The sequence below is a fragment of the Sulfitobacter sp. DSM 110093 genome (genome assembly GCF_022788715.1).
Taxonomy (GTDB): Bacteria; Pseudomonadota; Alphaproteobacteria; order Rhodobacterales; family Rhodobacteraceae; genus Sulfitobacter.
Genome location: NZ_CP085167.1, coordinates 3,397,881 through 3,416,466, shown reverse-complemented (window position 1 = coordinate 3,416,466; position 18,586 = coordinate 3,397,881). Strand labels below are relative to the sequence as shown.

Sequence of the window (18,586 nt, the reverse complement as noted above, 5' to 3'; positions counted from 1 at the left end):
TTACTCCGCTGCCAGTTTCATGTTGCCCGTCACGTCACGGGTCGCTTGAAGGAGGATATCAAACCCTTCGCGCATGACCTTCTCCGGCGTGGTGAGCGGGGCGAGATATTTGACGATTTCATCGTTCGCGCCCGATGTTTCGATCACAAGGCCCAATTCATAGGCACGTGCACAGATTGCGCCGGCCAGTTCACCGGAGCCGACATCGACACCCTGCATCAGGCCGCGGCCTTTCAGCGTGGCACCGTCGACCAGTTCAGCAACGTCATTAAGCGCGGTGGTCAGTACCACGGCTTTTTCGGCCAGTGACTTTTCAAACTTGTCGTCGGACCAGAACTTCTCAATCGCGACGCGGGCAGTGACAAAGGCGTGGGTGTTGCCTCGGAAGGTGCCGTTGTGCTCGGCTGGCTTCCAGATGTCATGCTCAGGCGCGATCAGCAGGGCCGCGAAGGGCAGGCCAAAACCGGAAAGCGATTTCGCTTGGGTCACCATGTCAGGCTTGATGCCGGACGCCTCAAACGAGAAGAAGCTGCCCGAACGGCCACAACCGGCTTGAATGTCGTCGATGATCAGCAGCGCGCCATGCTTGCGGGCGATTTTCTCAATGCCCTGCATCCATGCGTCAGAGGCCGCGTTCAGACCGCCTTCGCCTTGGATCGGCTCAAAGATGAATGCCGCAGGCGCGTCGATCCCCGAGGAGGGGTTCGACAGCATGGCGTCGATCATTTCCAGCGTGTCGACGTTTTCGCCCAGCGATCCCTCGAAAGGCATATGCGTCACATCGGCCAACGAGCCACCGCCCGCGCCGCCGCGTTTGCCTTTGTTGCCGGTCAGCGCCAGCGCGCCCATGGTCATGCCATGGAAGCCGTTGGTGAAGGAGATCACATTGGTGCGGCCTGTCACTTTGCGTGCCAGTTTGATCGCTGCCTCTACAGCGTTGGTGCCGGTCGGGCCAGTCATCATGACCTTATAGTCCATGCCGCGGGGCTTGAGGATGTTTTCCTCATAAGCCTTTAGAAAGGCAGCCTTGGTGTCGCTATGGAAGTCGAGACCATGGGCGATGCCGTCATTGGTGATGTGTTCCACCAGCGCGGCCTTCATGTCAGGGTCGTTGTGGCCATAGTTCAACGAGGAGCAACCGGCGAGGAAATCGATGTAGCGGTTGCCTTCGCCGTCAAACATCTCCGACCCACTGGCGCGGGTGAAAACGGCGTTCATGCCACGGCAATAGGAGCGTGCTTCGCTCTCGCGGCGGGTATAGATCGTCGTGTTCTGTGCCATGTCCTTAGGCATAGGAATATCCTTTCTCTTCAAGAGAGTCTGTCGTGTGAATTGTCAGCTGCGGTTTACGCGGCGCGTTTAAGCGCGGCAGTCTCGGGCAGCGTGATCGTCACCATATGTTCGGTGTCATGTGCGCCCTCGAAATGGGCGTCTTTGGTAAAGTGCGGGGCATCCGAAAGGTCGCCGCCGACGTGATTGGCAAAGCTGCGGAACAGCCCCCAGGAGGCGTCGTTGTCCCAGGTGATCGTGGTCTTGAGGGTCTTGGCGTCCTCAGTCTCATCGCGGTTCACCAGTTCCATCAGCATGGTTTTACCCAGACCAAGGCCACGGGCCTTGGGGCTGACGGCGACCTGCCAGACAAAGAAGGCGTCTTGGGCAGGGATCATATGGCCGGAGATCCAGCCAACGATATCGCCGTCCATTTCAGCCACGACACAGGTGTCGCGGAAGTGGTCGGCTTGGATCAGGTTCGCATAAAGCGAGTTTTCATCGAGCGGCTTGCAGTCGCGAATCAACCGCCAGATGGCGGCTCCGTCCTCGGCAATGGGCTTGCGCAGCTTGGGTGTGCGGGCTTTTTTTATGTCGAGTTCATTCTGCATCCGGTCGGGGCTCCCTTATTGTTTCGATAAGCTAAGTAGGGCATGTCCGATGATACTTCAACATTCAAAGCAAAATACCCCAAAATACGCTTATAGCGTTGTTTTAAGGCTATGCTCATGTGCATATTTGTTTCGCAAGACTAACGAAATCACGGCGTTTCGCTTAGCTATACTAAGCGTTCAGGTCGATTGAGAGCGATTGCTGAAATCGCCCCCATTGTGCAATGATGCACCATGACGCAAAAACATCCTGACCGGGTCGACGAGAGTTTGATCGCTTTACGCCGCATTTTACGGGCCACAGAGCTTTATGCCCGCGATTTGGCGCAAGCGGCTGGGGTGACCCCGGCACAGTTGCGCGTTTTGCAGATCGTTGGAGAGAAGAAAGACCCAACCGCCAAGACCCTCGCCAACCAGATGGGCGTCAGCCAAGCGACAGTGACCGCGCTGGTGGATAAGCTGGTGGCGCGTGGGCTAGTGTCGCGGCTGCCCTCAGCGCAGGACCGTCGGCAGACAAACATCACCCTGACCTCCCAAGGTGAGGATGTGTTGGAGGAAGCCCCTGATGCCTTGCAGCAACGCTACGTCCGTGCCTTTGCGGATCTCGCCGATTGGGAGCAGGCGCAGCTGGTATCCTCATTGGAACGGGTGGCCGCGATGCTGAATGTGGACAGTCTGGATGCCGCGCCGGTTCTGGCGACGGGTGAATTGCGGATGAGCAAAAAGACCTATTGAGCGCGGCTCTACGCCCGGGCGGCCAAACCCTTTTGCAAATCGCGTCATTTCTTATATAGAGACCCATCCCTAGCCTGTGAGTCTTTGAAATGTCCGCTTCCGCGCCCATCACCCAAGACGTGATGACCCTTCCCCGCAAGTTACCTGAGGGGCCGATCAACCTTGTCGGCCTGACCCGTGACGCTATGCGCGAAACCCTGATCGCAAACGGCACGCCTGAGAAACAGGCGAAGATGCGGGTGGGGCAAATCTGGCAATGGATTTACCAGTGGGGCGTGCGTGATTTCGACTCCATGACCAACCTCAGCAAAGGCTACCGCGCTGAATTGGCAGAGAAATTCGTGATCGAAGTGCCCGAGGTCGTGACCCGGCAGGAAAGCGAAGACGGCACGCGCAAGTATCTTGTGCGGATCGCGGGCGGGCACGAGGTTGAGGTGGTCTATATCCCCGAAGAGGGTCGCGGCACGCTGTGTGTGTCCAGCCAAGTCGGCTGCACGCTGACCTGTTCCTTCTGCCACACGGGCACGCAGAAACTGGTGCGCAATCTGACCGCCGCTGAGATTATCGGTCAGGTCATGGTGGCGCGAGATGATCTGGATGAATGGCCCGAAACCGGCACCCGCACTGATGATGTCCGGCTTTTAAGCAATATCGTGCTGATGGGCATGGGCGAGCCGTTGTATAACTTTGAGAACGTGCGCGACGCGATGAAAATCGCGATGGACCCTGAGGGGATCCAGCTCTCGCGCCGCCGCATTACGCTGTCGACCTCCGGCGTTGTGCCGGAAATCCATCGCACCGCCGCCGAGATCGGCTGCCAACTGGCCGTGTCTTTCCACGCCACCACCGACGAGGTGCGCAACAAGCTGGTGCCGATCAACAAGCGTTGGAACATCGAAGAACTGCTCGACGCCTTGCGGGCCTATCCCAAGGTCAGCAATTCTGAGCGGATCACCTTTGAATATGTTATGCTGAAGGGCGTGAACGACAGCGACGAGGATGCGCATCGGTTGGTTGAGTTGATCAAGGGCATCCCGGCCAAGATCAATTTGATCCCCTTCAACGAATGGCCCGGTTCGCCTTACGAGCGGTCGTCTAACAATCGCATTCGCGCCTTTGCGGATATTGTCTATAACGCGGGCTATGCATCGCCCGTGCGCAAACCGCGTGGCGAAGATATCATGGCCGCTTGCGGTCAGCTGAAATCGGCGACAGAGCGCGCGCGCAAGTCGCGCAAGCAGATCGAAGCCGAAGCTGGAATGGGCGGTTAAGCCAGCCCTTCGCGGTCTCGTGCAAGGGCTGCAGCAGTAACCCCCTCGGCGGCAATGTCGCCGGGGATATCTTCGCCCCGCACCAAAGCGGCGGCAGCGCGGGCCAAAGCGGGCGCGGTTTGAATGCCATAACCGCCTTGCCCCGCCAGCCAGAAGAACCCTTCTCCTTTAGGATCATACCCCGCCACGGGGTCGCCATCCGGCACAAAACTACGCAGCCCGGCCCAGCGGCTCTCGATCCGCCGCAGGCTGATGTCAAAAGCCGTTTCGATCCGGTCAATACAGATCGCCACGTCCAACTCCTCGGGCTGCGCATCACAGGGCACAGAGGGGGTCGCGTCTGCTGGGGAAATTAAGAGCTTCCCCGCGTCAGCCTTGAGGTAGAACTGCTCATCTATATCCACCACCATAGGCCAACGGTCTGGCAGCATGCCCTCAGGCGGGGCCACGGTCAGTGCGGTGCGGCGTTTCGGAGTCAGGTCCACGGGGGCGAGGCCCGCCATTGTGGCGATCTCATCCGCCCAGGCACCCGCTGCATTTACGATAATCGGGGCGTGAAACTGGCCCTGCGAGGTGTCAACCTGCCAATCTTCGTCTTTGCGCAGGGACAGCACCTCGGCCTTGGTCTGCAGAACGCCGCCCGCCGCGCGGAACGACTTGAGGTAATGTTGATGCAGCCCATTCACGTCGATATCCGCCGCCGATCCATCGCGCAGTCCGGCTGCGGCATAACCCTTGCGCAGCAGCGGGAGGAGGGTCTCGATCTCTGCGCCGGTCAGCGGGGTGACATGCGGCCCCAGTTCCTCAACCGTATGGGCGAGAGAGGATTTTTGATCCTGCCGCGCGACAAAGACCGCGCCGCGGGGCTCCAGCAGGGGGTGGTCCAAATGCGGGCTGGCCGGATCGTTAAAGAACGCGGCAGAGGCACGGGACAATGCGCGGATCACATCCGGCCCATAGGTTACGGTAAACAGCGCTGCAGATCGGCCCGTGGTGTGATAGCCGGGCTGGCTTTCGCGCTCTAGCAGCAGCATCCGGCGGTCACTGGCCAATTCAGCCGCGACTGACGCACCAGCGATGCCCGCTCCAATGACAATACAATCGAAACCGGTGGTGGAAGTGTTCATGTTCGGTCCCCTTTACGCAAAGGCTAGCACCGCCCGCTGCGGGGCAAAAGGGCGGATGCAGGCGAATTAAGGGCCGGAAGAGGCAGCGGGAAAAACCGCCAGTATGTTGCAATTGCATGAAGTTTTCCGCCCAAGCCGCAAAGCCGTTGACCGGATGCCCCGCCCGGCGCAATCTGTCATGAAGGGGCGTCCGGTCTGCCGGTTCTATTGATGCTCCTGCCAACAGGAGTGCTGCCCCATGTTTGACCTGCCCCTCACCAAACCGCTTCCCGCGTTGACACTGGCCTTTGCCTTGCTGGCGTCCGCCTCTACCGCTGCTGAGCTTGTTGTCGGCATGCAGCAGGAACCCACCTCGCTTGACCCGACAGCGGATGCCACCGCCTCCATCGACAGTATGATGACGCAAAACGTCTTTGAATCGCTGACCACCGTGGCCGAGAACGGCGAAGTGCAGCCCAATCTTGCCACCAAGTGGGACGTATCCGAGGACGGGTTGACCTATACGTTCCATCTGGCCGAGGGCGTGATGTTTCACGATGGCAGCGCACTGGACGCGGAGGATGTGGTCTTCTCCTTCGACCGCGCTATGGGTGAGGAGAGCGTGAACCCCTCCAAGGATATTTTCGAGCCGATCACGAGCGTGAAAGCCGTTGATCCGCAGACGGTCGAAATCACGCTCAGCGGCAAGGATGCGTTCTTCCTGTTCAACATGGGGCAGGGCGACAGCGCCATCGTCGCTTCCGAGAGTGCGGAGGCCAACAACGACAACCCGGTGGGCTCCGGCCCTTTCAAGTTCGACAGTTGGACCCGTGGCGATCGTCTGACTTTGGTCAAGAACCCCGATCACCGCGACGCGGCTGATGTGGCGCTGGATAAGGTGGTGTTCCGTTTCATTTCTGACCCCGCTGCCGCTACGGCGGCGATGATGGCCGAGGAACTCGACGCCTTTCCCGGTTTCCCCGCGCCGGAATTGCTGCCGCAGTTCGAAGCCGACCCGCGCTTCCGCGTCAACGTCGGCTCGACCGAGGGCGAAGTGATCCTTGCGATGAACAACGCCAAACCGCCCTTTGACAATGTTGAGGTGCGCCGCGCCGTCGCCACCGCCATTGACCGGGATGAAATCATCGAAGGCGCGATGTATGGCCAAGCCGTTCCCATCGGCAGCTTTTACCCCCCGCATGGCACCGCCTATGTCGATCTGACCGATGCATACCCCCACGACAGCGCCAAAGCCGAAACCATGTTCGCGGATGCAGGCGCTGCCGGGGCAACGATGACCCTGCGCGTGCCGCCCTTCCCCTATGCCACCCGTTCGGCAGAAATCATCCAAAACCAGTTGGCCGAGGCTGGGATCGACGCCAAGGTCGAGAATGTCGAATGGGGTTTTTGGATCGATGAGGTCTATAAGAAGAAAAACTACGATATGACGATCATCGCCCATACCAGCCCCAACGACATGGGCAATTTTGCCCGGGGGCCAGATTACTTCTATGGCTATGACAATGCCGAGATGACAGCGCTCTGGGAGCGGATCCAAACCGAGGTTGATTCTGCCAAGCGCGATGAATTGCTACAGCAGGGTCAGCAGATGTTATCGGATCAATCGGTGCATGGTTTCCTGTTTCAAATGCCGCTGCTGGGTGTCTTCCGCGAGGGGGTCGAAGGCTATTGGACGTCTTCCCCTGTCCTTTATATGCCTCTCAAGGGCGTCAGCGTCGCAAATTGACCTAAAACGGCTGCGGTGCGCCTTGCGCCGCGGCCATTGGACCTGACCCGGTGGCATATTTCCTCCTTCGCCGCACGCTTGGTTTCGTGCTTACATTGCTGGCCGTGTCGCTGGTGGTTTTTGCCGTCATGAACGTGCTGCCGGGTGACCCGGCGCTGACGATCCTTGGGATGGACGCCAGTGATGATGCACTCGCTGCATTGCGCAAACAGCTTGGCCTGAATGAGCCGCTGATGACGCGCTATCTGTCGTGGGTGTGGAATGCGCTTTGGGGGGATTTCGGCCTTAGCCATTCCTTCCGCGTGCCCGTGTCTGAGTTGATCGCAGAGCGGCTACCGATGACCATCTCGCTTGCTGTGGCAGGGATGTTGGTGACACTGGTTCTGGCACTAAGCCTTGGCATCACCGCCGCCGCGCAGCATCGGCGGCCGGGCGATTGGGGGGTGATGTTCCTCAGCCAATTGGGCATCGCGGTCCCCGCATTTTGGCTGTCGATCCTGTTGGTCATGCTTTTTGCCGTCAAGCTGCGTTGGCTGCCGCCCGGCGGGTTTGCGGGCTGGTCTGATCCCATCGCGGCGATCCGGTCTTTGATCCTGCCCACGGTCGCATTGGCGCTGGTGCAATCGGCAGTGCTGGCGCGGGTCACGCGGTCTTCGGCTTTGGAGATAATGCGGCAGGATTTCGTGCGCACCGCGCGGGCGAGCGGGCTGTCACGGCGGCGGGTATTGTGGCGGCATGTTCTGCCCAATGCGCTGGTGCCGATCGTCACCATTGTCGGCATGCAATTTGCGGCACTCGTGACCGGGACGATCGTGATTGAAAACGTCTTTTACTTGCCCGGTCTTGGGCGGCTGATCTTTCAATCCATCGCGAACCGGGACCTGCCAACTGTCCAAGCGCTGGTGATGCTTTTTGCCGCCATCGTAGTAACGGCGAATTTCGTGGTCGATCTGCTATACGTCGTGATCGACCCGCGGCTGAAGGCGCGGGCATGAGGCGGCTTCCGGCGAACTTCTTGCTGGGTGCGGTTCTGGTCAGCTTAGTGGTCGGGGTTGCGGCCCTGTCGTTGATCTGGACCCCGCATGACCCGCAGACCATGTCGATCTCGACCAAATTCGCGCCGCCTTCGGCAGAGCATTGGCTGGGCACCGATCAACTGGGCCGCGATGTCGTGGCGCAGCTTATGGCGGCGGCACGCAATTCGATGACCGTGGCCTTGGTGGCGGTGCTGCTGGGCGGCAGCATTGGTGTGGCGCTGGGCCTTTTGGCGTCGGCGCTGGGCGGCTGGGTCGAGGATGCGGTGATGCGTTTGGCCGATCTGGGCTTTGCCTTTCCAGCGCTCTTGTTTGCGATCATGTTGGCGGCGGTCTTTGGCCCGTCGCTGACCAATGCAGTGCTGGCGATCTCCTTTATCAACATCCCGATCTTCGCCCGCGTGACACGCGCCTCGGCTAATCAGATATGGACCCGAGACTATGTTGCCGCTGCACGCGCGGCGGGGCGGGGGCGCTTCGCGATCAGCCGCGATCACATCCTGCCGAACATCGCCGCCGCGATCATCGTGCAGGCGACGATTGAATTTGCCGTGGCGATCTTGGCCGAAGCGGCGCTGAGCTATCTTGGCCTTGGGGCGCAGCCGCCTGCATCGAGCTGGGGGCGCATGTTGTCGGAGGCGCAGACGCTGATGTACCTAGCCCCGCAATTGGCGATCTATCCGGGGCTTTGCATCGTCGTGGCGGTGCTGGGGTTCGGCCTATTAGGTGATGGCTTGCGCGATATTACCGACCCTCGATTGGTGCGCGCGCGATGATTGAGCTTTTTAGCCTATCGGCTCATTTTGGCGATGCCGCGGCCCTGCGGGATGCTGATCTGGTGATCCGGCGGGGGGATCAACTTGGCATCGTCGGGGAAAGCGGTTCGGGCAAGACGTTGCTGGCGTTGTGTCTGATGGGCATGGCTCCCGACAGCGCGCAGTTGACCGGGCGGCTTAGTATCGATGGGCGTGATATGGCCAGCGCGTCGGAGCGGGATTGGCAGCACCTGCGCGCCCGGCGGGTGGCAATGGTGTTTCAAGAACCGATGGCGGCGCTCAACCCCCTGCGGCGTGTGGGCGATACGGTGATGGAACCGATGCGTCTGCATGAGGGGCTCAGTCGGGCCGAAGCGCGGAAACGGGCGCTGAGCCTGTTTGAAGAGGTGGGCATTCCCGACCCAGACCAACGCTTGCGGCAGTTCCCCCATGAAATGTCGGGCGGGCAACGCCAGCGGGTGCTGATCGCGCTGGCCTTGGCATGTAACCCCATGCTGCTGATCGCGGATGAACCGACCACAGCGCTGGATGCCAATGTGGCGCTGCGGATCACCGATCTGCTGCAACGGCTGGCGCGGGAGCGCGAGATGGCGCTGGTTTTCATCAGCCATGACCTCGCTGCCGTGGCGCGGGCCACCGAAGACATCGTGGTGATGTATGCGGGCGATATCGTGGAGCGCGGTCCAACGGCAGAGGTGCTTGGCGCGCCCGCGCATCCCTATACCAAGGGTCTGTTGGGCGCGCGGCCTGATGCCAGTGTGGCGGGACGGGATGCCGATGGGAAACGGCGGCGCCTACCAACCATCCCGGGTTCTGTGCCGCCCCTGCATGGTCTGCCCGAAGGTTGCCGTTTCGCAGGGCGCTGTCCGGTCGAACTGCCCCAATGCGCCACGCAGCGCCCGGTCTTTACGCAGACCGACGTCGGGCGCGGTGCTGCCTGTCACTTATTGACGGAGGCACGCCATGACTGAGGTGCCGCTCTTGGAAGTCAGCAACCTCACCCGCCACTACAAGCTGCCACGGCAAAGCCTGCTGCGCCGGGCACCCGTGCTGACGGCATTGGAGGGGGCTGCATTTTCGCTGCACGCCGGAGAGACCTTGGGCGTGGTCGGCGAAAGTGGTTCGGGCAAATCGACCTTGGCGCGGCTCATCATGGCGTTTGAGGCTCCGGACGCGGGGGAGGTGCTGTTTCAGGGCCGCAATCTGCACGGCCTGACCGCAGAGGAATTGCGCAAGCTGCGGCGCGGCTTTCAGATGGTGTTTCAAGACCCTTTCGGCTCGCTCAACCCGCGCCGCCGCATTGGCTGGTCCATCGCAGAGCCACTGCGCGCCAACGGAGAGACGGAGAATATCACCCATCGCGTCGCCGAAGCCTTGGAGCAGGTCGGGCTGCACCCTGCCGACGCAAGCAAATATCCGCATGAGTTCTCAGGCGGGCAGCGGCAACGCGTCGCCATCGCCCGCGCGATCATCACCCGCCCCGCGCTGCTGGTCGCGGATGAGGCGGTCTCGGCCTTGGATGTGTCAGTGCAGGCGCAGATCCTGAACCTTTTGATGGACCTGCAAGATGATCTGGGACTTGGCATGGTCTTTATCAGCCATGACCTTGCGGTGGTGGCGTCGATCTGTGATCGGGTGCTGGTGCTACAGCACGGCAAGACGTTGGAAAGCGGTGTGGCCGCTGACGTGTTGCGCAGCCCTAAGCACCCTTATACGAAAACCCTGCTGAAAGCCGCAGGAGTACGCCCATGACCCGCTTTGTCCATCTGACCGACCTGCACATCTCGCATCCCGATCTGAACGATCCACATCTGCAAAGTGACACCCCCGCCACCCTGCGCCGCGTGGTTGAGGTGATTAACGCAATGCAGCCGCAGCCCGATTTCGTGGTGGCCAGCGGTGATTTGACCAACCAAGGCGACCGGGAAAGCTATGAGTTAGTGCGCGACATTCTTAGCGATCTGCGCGCCCCTTTGGTGCTGGCGCTTGGCAATCATGACAAACGCGCTGGTTTCAACGCGGTCTTTGCGCCGGGGCTGGCCGATGCGCCCTATTTCCACGATGCACAGCACGGCGATCTACACGTGATTGCGTTGGACAGCAGCGTGCCGGGTAAGGTGGCCGGGGCGCTGGATGATCCGCAATTCGAGTTTCTTGAGGCGGCGTTACAGCGCCATTCCGATCTGGCAAAGCTATTGGTCATCCACCACCCGCCGCGCATTGACCCTGATGCGTTGGCTTGGGGCAGTCTTGATGAGACAAGCAGCGCGCGCTTGGCGGGAATGCTGAAAGGTCAGCACGTCGCGGGGATTTTGTCGGGCCATGTGCATGTGAACCGGGTGAGCCATTGGCATGGCATTTCTGTGGTGATCTCTAACGGGCTGCATTCCACCATCGACCTGACAGAAACGCGCGATCTGCGTATCGTCGAAGGCACCGGATTCGGCCTGTGCGACTGGCACCCCAGCGGGCTAACCGTTTCATTTGCCCCGCTTGACCCGACGGCGCGTGAACTCGCGCGGATTGGCCACGATCAGCTAAGGTCCTTTGAATAAGATGATTTTGCCCGATGTGGTGCCGAAATTTTAGGCACAGCGCCCTTTCGGTAAAAAAATTATTGTTGACCCTCAACCTTTTTAATTTCACACAGCGATACATCATAAGGCTATATCCGGCGTTAGATCGGGCCGCTGTTCACGGGGAGGGTGAATTTGCCAACTGCCAATGGCGATAGTGTATCCACACTTGGCGCGCGTATGCGTAAGCAGCGCCACCGTTTGTCCCTGACATTGCAGCAGCTGGGCGAAGCCTCTGGCGTGTCGGTTGGCTATCTGAGCCAAGTTGAACGGGGCAGGGCCACGCCATCACTGGGCACCCTGTCGCAGATCGCGGTGGCGTTGCAGGTCGAAGTCAGCTTTTTCATCCATACCCCCAAGACCCAAGACAGCCTGACCCGCGCGGATGAACGTCAGCGCTTTGCCGTGTCAGGGTCTTCGATCGAATACGAAAAGCTTGGCGCGGATTTTCCGGGGCATGAACTGTCGTCCTACATCATGAACGTGCCACCGGGCTATGCTTCGGAAGAAGTCGTGCATGAGGGCGAAGAAGTGATCTATATCCTTGAAGGAGAGATCGCGCAGGTCGTCGATGGGGGGGAGCATATCATGAAGCCCGGCGACAGCCTGCATTACCTCGGCAGCAGCCCGCATTCTTGGTCAAACAATACTGACAAGCCCGCCCGCGTGCTTTGGGTTGGCCGGATGCAGTACGAACAGGCCGCTGGCGCCAACAGAATACGTCCGAATGAAGGGGCATTAGCCACCGCATTCGCGTCGTCTCGCCCGTAAGGGCGTATCACCTGCGGCGGACAAACCGCTGCCAAAAAACAAACCAATCAGGAGAGAGAGAATTATGTCTTTTACAACGAAATTGGCCACCGGCGCCATGCTGGCGGCACTGGGTGCCTCGGCGGCTTCGGCCCAATCGCTGGTCTATTGCTCCGAAGGCTCGCCCGAGGGTTTTGACCCGGCGCTTTACACAGCTGGCACCACATTCGATGCTTCCAGCCACCCGATCTACAACCGTCTGGCCGAGTTCAAAGTCGGCACGACCGAAGTCGTGCCTGCGCTGGCTGAAAGCTGGGAAGTCAGCGAAGACGGGATGACCGTGACCTTCAAGCTGCGTCAGGGTGTGAAATTCCACTCCAACGACCAGTTCACGCCGACACGCGACTTCAACGCCGAGGACGTTATCTTTAGCTTTGACCGTCAGGGCAACGAAGAGAACCCCTACAATAAGGTTTCCGGCGGCACGTGGGAATACTACGGCGGCATGTCCATGCCCGACCTGATCGAGAGCATCGAAAAGGTCGACGATTACACCGTGGCCTTCAACCTGACCCGCCCCGAAGCGCCTTTCATCGCCAACATGGCAATGGATTTCGCCTCGATCGTGTCCAAGGAATATGCCGACGCGATGATGGAAGCTGGCACACCTGAGATGGTGAACCAAGCGCCCATTGGCACAGGCCCGTTCCAGTTCCAAGCCTACCAAAAAGACGCGGTCATCCGTTATCTGCGTAACGACGAATACTGGGGCGACCCGGCCAAAGTCGAAAGCCTGATCTTTGCGATCACGCCTGACGCTTCCGTGCGTTACCAAAAGGTGCAGGCGGGTGAATGCCACGTGACGGCATATCCGAACCCTGCCGATGTTCAGGCGATGAAAGACGCCGAAGACATCGTCGTGATGGAGCAAGAAGGCCTGAACGTCGGCTACTTGGCTTACAACACGCAGGTCGCGCCCTTCGACAACGCCAACGTCCGCAAGGCGCTGAACATGGCGATCGACAAACAGGCGATCATCGACGTGGTGTTCCAAGGTTCCGGCGAAATCGCCAAGAACCCGATCCCGCCGACCATGTGGTCCTACAACGACGCCATCGAAGACGACAACTATGACCCCGAGGCCGCCAAAGCGATGCTTGAGGAAGAGGGCGTCACCGACCTGTCCATGAAAATCTGGGCAATGCCGGTTCAGCGTCCCTACAACCCCAACGCCCGCCGTATGGCCGAGCTGATGCAGGAAGACTTCTCTAAAGTTGGCGTCGATGTTGAAATCGTCTCCTACGAATGGGGTGAGTATCTTGAGCGTTCCAAGTCCAAGGATCGTGATGGCGCCGTGCTGCTGGGTTGGACCGGTGACAACGGCGACCCAGACAACTTCCTCGCGGTTCTGCTGGGCTGTGACGGTGTCGAGAAATCCAACCGCGCCCAGTGGTGCAACGAGGAATTCGACGCGCTGATCCAGAAAGCCAAGGTTCTGCCAACCCAAGAAGAGCGTGCGCCGCTGTACGAAGAAGCGCAGCAGATCTTCAAGGATCAAGCCCCCTGGGCCACTATCGCGCATTCGGTTGTTTACATGACCATGCGCCCCGAAGTTGAAAACTATGTTGTGCACCCACTGGGTGGCCACATCTTCAACCAAGTTGGCCTGAAGCAGTAACCCTGCCGCTTTGACCAAAGGGGGCGGCATTCTATGCCGTCCCCATTTTATTAACTTCGCCAGCTCGAAAGCCAGCCCATGTCCAATTCACTGAATGATCGCCTCTCGGCCTATGCCGATATCGCCGCCGCACTATCGGTGGACGCCGTGGCGCTGGTGCCCGGCCCGAATTTCACCCGCGCTGTCGACCATGCCTTCATGAGCCACGAGCGCCCCTTTCTTTTAGTGATCCCCGCTAACGGCCCCGCCGCCGCTTTGGTGCCCAATCTTGAATTGGGCAGCTGGGAAGTGGTCGGCTTTGACGGTGCCGTTTTCGATTGGCGCGACCAAACCGGCTATGACGATGCCTTTGCCGCACTGATGCAGCATCTGAACATCACCTCGCTGGCCGTTGAGGGCCAAGTCATGCGCGTCTTTGTGCATCATGCGCTGAAGAAAGCGCAGCCCGACTTGCGGATCATCGACGCCGAGCGTGAAATTTCCGCTCCGCGCATGATCAAGACCGAGGCCGAGGTCGCCGCCCTGCAAGAGGCCATCAACATCTCCGAACGCGCCCTCCGCGCTACGCTCGATTCCGTGAAGCTCGGCCAGACCGAGAAAGAGATTGAGCAGAAACTGGTGCAGATGGTCTTTGCCGAAGGCGCGGATGATCTGTCCTTTGCGCCCATCGTCGCTGCCGGTGACGGCTCTGCCCGTCCCCATGCCAAAGCGCGCGAGGACTACCGCGTCAAAGCGGGCGATGCGCTGCTGATCGACTTTGGTGCGCGTAAACACGGCTTTGCCGCCGACATCACCCGCACGGTTTTCCTTGGCCATGTCAGCGACGAGGGGCGCGAGGTTTATGACACCGTGCTGCGCGCCAACCTCGCCGGGCTCGACGCCACTCGTGCAGGCGTCACCGCGCATGAGATCGACGATGTGGTGACCGGCGTGCTCGAAGCCTCGCCCTACGCCGACCGCATCCGCACCAAGACCGGCCACGGCCTTGGCCGCGATGTGCATGAAGCGCCTTATATCATGCGCGGCAACCATATGACTTTACCCGCCGGAACGGTGTACACCAACGAACCCGGCCTCTATGAGATCGGCAACTTTGGGGTGCGCATCGAAGATGACGTGCTGATCACCGAAGATGGCTACAAATCCCTGACCAACTTTCCGAAGGAACTGATGGTGCTACCGTGCTGAAATATGTCTTGTCGCGCCTCGCGACCTTCATCCCTACCTTTATCGGCGTCACGCTGATTTCATTTGCCTTCATCCGCATGTTGCCGGGCGACCCGATCGTCGTCATGGCGGGCGAGCGCGGCATTTCCGAAGAACGCTACTTGGAACTGCAACAGCAGTTCGGGTTTGACCGCCCGATCTATGTGCAGTTCTGGGAGTACTTTACCGGCGTTCTGCAGGGTGATCTGGGCAACTCCTTTGTCACCAAACGGCCTGTTTGGGATGAGTTCTTCTCGCTCTTTCCGGCGACGTTGGAACTGTCGGTCTGCGCGATGATCTTTGCAGTGGCCTTGGGCCTGCCTGCGGGGGTGATTGCCGCCGTGAACCGGGGTAAGTTCTTTGACCGGGCGCTGATGTCGACCGCACTTGTGGGCTATTCGATGCCGATCTTCTGGTGGGCGCTGCTGCTGATCATCGTCTTTTCGGGCAACTTGGGCTGGACGCCAGTTTCGGGCCGGATTGATCTGCTTTACTACTTCCCCAATGCCACGGGCTTTATGCTGATCGACAGTATCGCCTCTGGGCAGGACGGGGCGTTTACGTCGGCGCTGCGGCACCTGTTGCTGCCGACCATCGTGCTGGGCACCATCCCGCTTGCCGTGATCGCGCGGCAGACCCGTTCGGCGATGCTCGAAGTGCTGGGCGAAGACTATATCCGCACCGCGCGGGCCAAGGGCATGTCCTCGGGCCGGATCAATGGCATCCACGCCCTGCGCAACGCGCTTATCCCCGTCATCACCGTGATCGGCCTGTCGGTCGGCACGCTGCTGGCGGGCGCCATTCTGACCGAGACGATCTTTAGCTGGCCGGGCATCGGCAAGTGGATGGTCGACAGCATTTTCCGCCGCGACTACCCGGTGGTGCAGGGTGGCCTGCTGCTGATCGCCGTCATGGTCATGGTCGTGAACCTCACCGTTGACATGCTCTATGGCATCATCAACCCCAAGATCAGGAAACGCTAATGGACGACGCACTCTCTGCCGAAGCCGAAATGGTACACGCGCGCCCCGGCCGCCTGCGCGAATTCTGGTTCTATTTCCGCGAAAACCGTGGGGCCGTGATCGGCCTGTGGATCTTTGCCGTCTTCGCCTTTCTGGCGCTGTTCGGTCCATGGATCGCACCGCATGACGCAACGCAACAGTTCCGCGCCGCGACGTTGCAGCCGCCTGTCTGGCAAGATGGCGGCACGTGGAGCCACATCCTTGGCACCGATCCGCTCGGTCGCGATATGCTGTCGCGCCTGATCGTCGGCGCGCGCTACTCCTTCTTTGTTGGGATCGTCGTGGTGTCTATCGCCGCTTCTGGCGGGATCATCATCGGGCTAATTTCGGGCTTTGCGCCCAAGTGGCTCGACACGATCATCATGCGGATCATGGATATCATTCTGGCCTTCCCGTCGCTGCTACTGGCGCTGGTGCTCGTGGCCATCCTTGGGCCATCGCTGACCAATGCGATGATCGCCATCGCCATCGTGTTGCAGCCGCATTACGTGCGTCTGACACGGGCGAGCGTGCTCTCGGAGCGGCAGAAGGACTACGTGACCTCGGCCCGCGTTGTGGGTGCTGGCACCCTGCGGCTGATGGTCGTGACCGTGCTGCCGAACTGCCTTGCGCCGATCATCGTGCAGGCCGCGCTGTCGTTTTCGACCGCGATCCTCGACGCCGCCGCGCTTGGCTTCCTTGGCATGGGGGCGCAGCCGCCCACACCCGAATGGGGTACCATGCTGGCCGAAGCGCGCGAGTTTATCTTGCGGGCGTGGTGGGTTGTGACCTTCCCCGGCCTTGCGATCCTCGTCACCGTGCTGGCGATCAACCTCATGGGTGACGGGCTGCGCGACGCCCTTGACCCGAAACTAAAGCGGAGCTGATTGATGTCTCTTCTGCGTATCCGCAACCTATCGGTCGATTTCGCCACTGCCTCGGGCAAGTTCCGCGCCGTGGACTCGGTTGACCAAGATGTCGACACCGGCGAAATCCTCGCCATTGTCGGCGAAAGTGGCTCGGGCAAATCGGTGTCGATGCTGGCGCTGATGGGCCTGCTGCCTTGGACCGCCACCGTCACCGCCGATGAGCTGACCTTCGACGGTCACGACCTGCTGAAAATGGACCGCCGCGCCCGGCGCAAGATTGTCGGCAATGACTTGGCGATGATCTTTCAAGAGCCGATGTCCTCGCTCAACCCCTGCTTCCCGGTGGGCTGGCAGATCAAGGAATCCCTGCGCTTTCACCTTGGCCTGAACCGGGCCGAGCGGCACAAACGCGCCATCGAGCTGTTTGAGCAGGTTGGCATCCCGGACCCGGAAAAGCGCCTGTCGGTCTTTCCGCACCAGATGTCGGGCGGGATGAACCAGCGGGTGATGATCGCCATGGCGATTGCCTGCAAACCCAAGCTCTTGATCGCGGATGAACCGACAACCGCGCTCGACGTAACCATTCAGGCGCAGATCCTCGATCTGCTGACCTCGCTGCGCGAAGAAACGGGCATGGGATTGGTGCTGATCACCCACGATATGGGTGTGGTGGCCGAAACTGCAGAACGTGTGAGCGTGCAATATGCGGGTCAGAAGATCGAAGAGCAGCAGGTGCTGCCGCTCTTCCGTGAGCCGCACCACCCTTATACGGCGGCGCTCTTGGACGCATTGCCCGAACGGGCCACTGAGAAACGCCTGCCGACGATCCCCGGCGTTGTGCCGGGCCAGTTCGACCGGCCTGCGGGCTGCCTGTTCTCGCCACGCTGCAAGTTCGCCAATGACAAATGCCGCAACCAGAACCCGCCGCCCTTAGGCGAGGAACTGGGCAAGGCGCGTTGTTTCTATCCGCTCAACACCGATGAAAGGGTCGCGTCATGACTGCCCCCGTAATGACCGCCGACGCGCTAGAGCGTCACTATCAGGTTGGTGGCGGCTTCCTACGCAAGACGCAGACATTGAAGGCTGTTGCGGGCCTCGATTTCCAACTGCACCCCGGTAAGACGCTGGCCGTGGTGGGCGAAAGCGGCTGTGGTAAGTCCACGCTGGCGCGGATGGTCACGATGATCGAAGAGCCGACCGCGGGCTCCCTCACACTCGACGGCAAACAGGTGCGACCCGAGGATTGGGCCGACCTGCGCCAGCATGTGCAGATCGTGTTCCAAGACCCCTATGGCTCGCTCAACCCGCGCCAACAGATCGGCACGATCCTGCAAGAGCCGCTGGTGATCAACCGCAAGGACATGTCCAAGAAGCAGCGCGAGGAAAAGGCGCGCGAAATGCTACGCCTTGTCGGTCTGCGGCCTGAACACTACGACCGCTACCCGCATATGTTCTCGGGCGGTCAGCGCCAGAGGATCGCGGTGGCGCGGGCGTTGATGCTGGACCCCAAGGTGCTGGTGCTGGACGAGCCTGTCTCGGCGCTTGATCTGTCGATCCAGTCGGCGATCCTGAACCTATTGGTGGACCTGCAGGAAAAGATGCAGCTGGCGTATTTGTTCATCAGCCATGACCTTTCTGTCGTGCGTCACGTCGCTGATGATGTGATCGTCATGTATCTGGGCCGCGCTGTCGAGAAGGGGCCGAAGGATGAAGTCTTTGAGAACCCGCGCCATCCCTATACGGCGGCGCTGCTCTCCGCGACGCCCCGCGCCGATCCCGAAGGCGGCAAAGAGCGGATCAAGCTGCAGGGCGAACTGCCCTCGCCACTGGCGATCCCCGAGGGCTGCCCCTTTGCGCCACGTTGCTGGAAGGTGCAGGATGTCTGCCGGAAAGAGCGCCCCGTGCTTGAGGGCGCGCCGCATCCGGCAGCCTGCTACTTCCCCGTCGACGAGTGAGG

18 protein-coding genes are annotated in these 18,586 nt (G+C 60.4%); 15 read left to right on the top strand and 3 right to left on the bottom strand.

Translation table 11 applies throughout. The annotated features are described in order from the left end of the window. Both ectB and ectA read right to left on the bottom strand, forming a co-directional pair. Positions 1 to 1,293 (bottom strand): diaminobutyrate--2-oxoglutarate transaminase, encoded by a 1,293-nt coding sequence (gene ectB / locus DSM110093_RS16680; protein WP_243266114.1) that lies wholly within the window; start codon positions 1,291 to 1,293, stop codon positions 1 to 3. A gap of 53 nt (positions 1,294 to 1,346) precedes the next feature. Continuing rightward, positions 1,347 to 1,880, bottom strand: coding sequence for a diaminobutyrate acetyltransferase (ectA, locus tag DSM110093_RS16675; protein WP_243266113.1), 534 nt, complete (start codon positions 1,878 to 1,880; stop codon positions 1,347 to 1,349). A gap of 234 nt (positions 1,881 to 2,114) precedes the next feature. On the opposite strand from ectA, the gene DSM110093_RS16670 reads away from it, so the two are divergent. Together DSM110093_RS16670 and rlmN are read left to right on the top strand one after the other, a co-directional pair. Continuing rightward, the gene (locus DSM110093_RS16670) at positions 2,115 to 2,615 is read left to right on the top strand and encodes a MarR family transcriptional regulator (RefSeq protein WP_243266112.1); all 501 of its coding nucleotides are present in this window, start codon (positions 2,115 to 2,117) and stop codon (positions 2,613 to 2,615) included. An 89-nt stretch (positions 2,616 to 2,704) separates the two neighbouring features. Next, positions 2,705 to 3,886 carry a 23S rRNA (adenine(2503)-C(2))-methyltransferase RlmN gene (rlmN, locus tag DSM110093_RS16665; RefSeq protein ID WP_243266111.1) on the top strand — a complete coding sequence of 394 codons (1,182 nt, stop codon included), beginning with the start codon at positions 2,705 to 2,707 and terminating at the stop codon, positions 3,884 to 3,886. Here the strand turns inward: rlmN and DSM110093_RS16660 are convergent. Beyond that, positions 3,883 to 5,013 carry an FAD-dependent oxidoreductase gene (locus DSM110093_RS16660; RefSeq protein WP_243266110.1) on the bottom strand — a complete coding sequence of 377 codons (1,131 nt, stop codon included), beginning with the start codon at positions 5,011 to 5,013 and terminating at the stop codon, positions 3,883 to 3,885. The genes rlmN and DSM110093_RS16660 overlap by 4 nt on opposite strands. Positions 5,014 to 5,251: 238 nt before the next feature. Here DSM110093_RS16660 and DSM110093_RS16655 point away from each other — a divergent pair, with 238 nt between their 5' ends. From DSM110093_RS16655 to DSM110093_RS16595, 13 genes are all read left to right on the top strand, one after another. Then, a complete protein-coding gene (locus DSM110093_RS16655; RefSeq protein WP_243266109.1) occupies positions 5,252 to 6,739 on the top strand; it encodes an ABC transporter substrate-binding protein in 1,488 nt (495 codons plus the stop codon). A gap of 50 nt (positions 6,740 to 6,789) precedes the next feature. Further along, a complete protein-coding gene (locus DSM110093_RS16650; RefSeq protein ID WP_243266108.1) occupies positions 6,790 to 7,734 on the top strand; it encodes an ABC transporter permease in 945 nt (314 codons plus the stop codon). Beyond that, positions 7,731 to 8,549, top strand: coding sequence for an ABC transporter permease (locus DSM110093_RS16645; protein WP_243266107.1), 819 nt, complete (start codon positions 7,731 to 7,733; stop codon positions 8,547 to 8,549). Before DSM110093_RS16650 ends, DSM110093_RS16645 begins: the two co-directional genes overlap by 4 nt. Next, on the top strand, positions 8,546 to 9,520 hold the full coding sequence (locus DSM110093_RS16640) for an ABC transporter ATP-binding protein (protein ID WP_243266106.1): 975 nt from the start codon (positions 8,546 to 8,548) through the stop codon (positions 9,518 to 9,520). Before DSM110093_RS16645 ends, DSM110093_RS16640 begins: the two co-directional genes overlap by 4 nt. After that, positions 9,513 to 10,301, top strand: a complete 789-nt coding sequence (locus DSM110093_RS16635) for an ATP-binding cassette domain-containing protein (protein ID WP_243266105.1) — start codon at positions 9,513 to 9,515, stop codon at positions 10,299 to 10,301. The genes DSM110093_RS16640 and DSM110093_RS16635 overlap by 8 nt, the downstream gene beginning before the upstream one ends. Continuing rightward, complete coding sequence (locus DSM110093_RS16630) at positions 10,298 to 11,104, top strand: metallophosphoesterase (protein ID WP_243266104.1); 807 nt, start codon at positions 10,298 to 10,300, stop codon at positions 11,102 to 11,104. The genes DSM110093_RS16635 and DSM110093_RS16630 overlap by 4 nt, the downstream gene beginning before the upstream one ends. 156 nt (positions 11,105 to 11,260) lie before the next feature. Beyond that, positions 11,261 to 11,896, top strand: coding sequence for an XRE family transcriptional regulator (locus DSM110093_RS16625; RefSeq protein WP_347568632.1), 636 nt, complete (start codon positions 11,261 to 11,263; stop codon positions 11,894 to 11,896). A 64-nt stretch (positions 11,897 to 11,960) separates the two neighbouring features. Next, complete coding sequence (locus DSM110093_RS16620) at positions 11,961 to 13,553, top strand: ABC transporter substrate-binding protein (protein ID WP_243266103.1); 1,593 nt, start codon at positions 11,961 to 11,963, stop codon at positions 13,551 to 13,553. Between the two features lie 78 nt (positions 13,554 to 13,631). Further along, complete coding sequence (locus DSM110093_RS16615; RefSeq protein WP_243266102.1) at positions 13,632 to 14,741, top strand: Xaa-Pro peptidase family protein; 1,110 nt, start codon at positions 13,632 to 13,634, stop codon at positions 14,739 to 14,741. Beyond that, the gene (locus tag DSM110093_RS16610) at positions 14,735 to 15,742 is read left to right on the top strand and encodes an ABC transporter permease subunit (protein WP_243266101.1); all 1,008 of its coding nucleotides are present in this window, start codon (positions 14,735 to 14,737) and stop codon (positions 15,740 to 15,742) included. Before DSM110093_RS16615 ends, DSM110093_RS16610 begins: the two co-directional genes overlap by 7 nt. Further along, a complete protein-coding gene (locus DSM110093_RS16605; RefSeq protein ID WP_067938852.1) occupies positions 15,742 to 16,647 on the top strand; it encodes an ABC transporter permease subunit in 906 nt (301 codons plus the stop codon). Before DSM110093_RS16610 ends, DSM110093_RS16605 begins: the two co-directional genes overlap by 1 nt. Positions 16,648 to 16,650: 3 nt before the next feature. Beyond that, complete coding sequence (locus DSM110093_RS16600; protein ID WP_243266100.1) at positions 16,651 to 17,628, top strand: ABC transporter ATP-binding protein; 978 nt, start codon at positions 16,651 to 16,653, stop codon at positions 17,626 to 17,628. Beyond that, positions 17,625 to 18,584, top strand: a complete 960-nt coding sequence (locus DSM110093_RS16595) for a dipeptide ABC transporter ATP-binding protein (protein WP_093927504.1) — start codon at positions 17,625 to 17,627, stop codon at positions 18,582 to 18,584. Before DSM110093_RS16600 ends, DSM110093_RS16595 begins: the two co-directional genes overlap by 4 nt. Positions 18,585 to 18,586: the final 2 nt, after the last annotated feature.

Bases quoted from the DNA above. Each gene is read 5' to 3' on its own strand.
- ectB (WP_243266114.1), bottom strand. From the start codon at position 1,293: ATGCCTAAGGACATGGCACAGAACACGACGATCTATACCCGCCGCGAG.
- ectA (WP_243266113.1), bottom strand. From the start codon at position 1,880: ATGCAGAATGAACTCGACATAAAAAAAGCCCGCACACCCAAGCTGCGC.
- DSM110093_RS16670 (WP_243266112.1), top strand. From the start codon at position 2,115: ATGACGCAAAAACATCCTGACCGGGTCGACGAGAGTTTGATCGCTTTA.
- rlmN (WP_243266111.1), top strand. From the start codon at position 2,705: ATGTCCGCTTCCGCGCCCATCACCCAAGACGTGATGACCCTTCCCCGC.
- DSM110093_RS16660 (WP_243266110.1), bottom strand. From the start codon at position 5,013: ATGAACACTTCCACCACCGGTTTCGATTGTATTGTCATTGGAGCGGGC.
- DSM110093_RS16655 (WP_243266109.1), top strand. From the start codon at position 5,252: ATGTTTGACCTGCCCCTCACCAAACCGCTTCCCGCGTTGACACTGGCC.
- DSM110093_RS16645 (WP_243266107.1), top strand. From the start codon at position 7,731: ATGAGGCGGCTTCCGGCGAACTTCTTGCTGGGTGCGGTTCTGGTCAGC.
- DSM110093_RS16640 (WP_243266106.1), top strand. From the start codon at position 8,546: ATGATTGAGCTTTTTAGCCTATCGGCTCATTTTGGCGATGCCGCGGCC.
- DSM110093_RS16635 (WP_243266105.1), top strand. From the start codon at position 9,513: ATGACTGAGGTGCCGCTCTTGGAAGTCAGCAACCTCACCCGCCACTAC.
- DSM110093_RS16630 (WP_243266104.1), top strand. From the start codon at position 10,298: ATGACCCGCTTTGTCCATCTGACCGACCTGCACATCTCGCATCCCGAT.
- DSM110093_RS16620 (WP_243266103.1), top strand. From the start codon at position 11,961: ATGTCTTTTACAACGAAATTGGCCACCGGCGCCATGCTGGCGGCACTG.
- DSM110093_RS16615 (WP_243266102.1), top strand. From the start codon at position 13,632: ATGTCCAATTCACTGAATGATCGCCTCTCGGCCTATGCCGATATCGCC.
- DSM110093_RS16605 (WP_067938852.1), top strand. From the start codon at position 15,742: ATGGACGACGCACTCTCTGCCGAAGCCGAAATGGTACACGCGCGCCCC.
- DSM110093_RS16600 (WP_243266100.1), top strand. From the start codon at position 16,651: ATGTCTCTTCTGCGTATCCGCAACCTATCGGTCGATTTCGCCACTGCC.
- DSM110093_RS16595 (WP_093927504.1), top strand. From the start codon at position 17,625: ATGACTGCCCCCGTAATGACCGCCGACGCGCTAGAGCGTCACTATCAG.